A 1,237-nucleotide genomic window follows, 5' to 3' on the forward strand; every position below is an offset into this window, starting at 1 on the left:
CTAGTGCCGCCTCAGGCAACGTTTGCCCTGTCGATGACGGCTTGTAGGTGCTGGTCGTCGGCATGGCGGTTTCGCCAGATGATGTAGCGGCGGATCATGCTGCCCTGTTCCTTGTGGTCGGCGTGGTCCGTGCCGTCCAGGGTGAAGTAGCGCAGGGCTGTGAACTGGGCCTCGATGCGGTTGAGCCAGGAGCTGTTGGTCGGTGTGTAGGCGATCTCGACGTTGTTCGCCGTGGCCCAGATGCCGACCCGTTGACACCTTTTCGTGGTCAGGTGCGGGGAGAAGTTGTCGGCCACGATCGCGATCCTGACGTCGGCGGGGTAGAGGCTGCGCAGGTAGCGGCAGAACTCCAGGAACTGGGTGCGCCGCTTGACCGGTTTGATGTGGCCGTAGAGCTTGTCCTTGGACAGGTCCAGAGCGGCGAACAGGTGCCGCACCCCGCCGTAGCGGTTGTAGGTCGCTCGCCGCCGTCGGCGCGGTTCGCGATCTGGGTCCTTGTGTTTGCCACCGTGCTCGGCCCACTGCCGGCCCGGGTGGGGCATCAGGTTGAGCGGCCCGAACTCGTCCATGCAGAAGATGACTTCGGGCTCGCCGGCCTCGGGTATGACCTCGCCGTCGGCGATCGCATACAGGTGCTCGACCCGCGCCTTCTTGGCCGCGTAGTCCGGATCGCGGGAGGTCTTCCAGGTCTTCAGGCGTTGAAAGGAGACTCCTTCCTCGCGGAGCAGGATGCGCAGGCCCTCGTGGCTGATGTCGTCGACCACCCCCTCGGCGACCAGGAAGTCCGCCAGCTTGGACAGGCTCCATGTCGAGAACGGCAGGTCGTGCTCGGTCGGCTTGGACTTCGCGATCTTCTTGATCTCGCGGCGCTCCGGCAGCGTGAACGTCTTCGGCCGACCACCGGAGTACTTCGGATACAGAGAGTCGAAGCCGTCGGCGTTGAAGTTGTGGATCACGTCCCGGACTCGGTCGTCGCTGGTGAACGACACCTCGGCGATCTTCGCGACCGGCATGCCCTGCGCGGACAGCAGCACCATCTGGGCCCGCCGCCAGGTCACCACCGACCCGGTGCCTCTGCGGATGATCCGCAGCAGCCGCCGCCCCTCATCGTCATCGATCTCTCGGACACGCACTCGTTCCGCCACCCGGACAGAATGACGCCCACGCGCCGTCCAACACAGCATCCGGACGGCGCGTCACATCACAACAGGGCAAACGTTGCCTGATGCGGCACTAG

The 1,237-nt window shown here is 65.1% G+C and carries 1 protein-coding gene; it reads right to left on the minus strand.

Annotated elements, in window-relative coordinates; genetic code table 11:
- Window positions 1-11: 11 nt before the first annotated feature.
- Complete coding sequence (locus ADL25_RS10685; protein ID WP_234380866.1) at window positions 12-1,145, minus strand: IS630 family transposase; 1,134 nt, start codon at window positions 1,143-1,145, stop codon at window positions 12-14.
- Between the last annotated feature and the right edge of the window lie 92 nt (window positions 1,146-1,237).

The sequence above is a fragment of the Streptomyces sp. NRRL F-5122 genome (assembly GCF_001507435.1).
Taxonomy (GTDB): domain Bacteria; phylum Actinomycetota; class Actinomycetes; order Streptomycetales; family Streptomycetaceae; genus Streptomyces; species Streptomyces lannensis.